The organism is Aeromonas tecta (assembly GCF_000820185.1).
Taxonomy (GTDB): Bacteria; Pseudomonadota; Gammaproteobacteria; order Enterobacterales; family Aeromonadaceae; genus Aeromonas; species Aeromonas tecta.
This window is the reverse complement of sequence record NZ_CDCA01000049.1, coordinates 1-351: the sequence shown is the minus strand read 5'-3', so window position 1 is coordinate 351 and position 351 is coordinate 1. Positions and strand designations below refer to the sequence as shown.

The following is a 351-nucleotide window of genomic DNA, read 5'->3' as shown; positions in this document are numbered from 1 at the left end:
CAGGGCGCGGGCGATGGCGAGCCGCTGTTTCTGGCCGCCGGAGAGGGTCACCCCCTTCTCGCCCACCTCGGTCTGATAGCCTTCCGGGAAGCGGCTGATGTCATCGTGCACGCAGGCGATGCGGGCCGCGCGTTCGATCTCCTCCTGACTGGCACCGGGCAGGCCGAGGGCGATGTTGGCGGCGATGGTGGTGGAGAACAAAAATGGCTCCTGGGGCACATAGGCAAACTGGCTGCGCAGCTCGGCCAGGGCCAGCCGCGCTATGGGCACGCCGCCCATGGCTATCTGGCCGGCGCTGGGGTTGGCCAGGCGCATCAACAGCTTGAGAAGCGAGCTCTTGCCCGCCCCGGT

At 68.4% G+C, this 351-nt stretch carries 1 protein-coding gene; it reads right to left on the bottom strand.

The window, feature by feature from the left end; all coding sequences use genetic code 11:
- A partial coding sequence (locus BN1137_RS21230) for an ATP-binding cassette domain-containing protein (RefSeq protein WP_157433891.1) occupies positions 1-351 on the bottom strand: 351 nt, incomplete at both ends.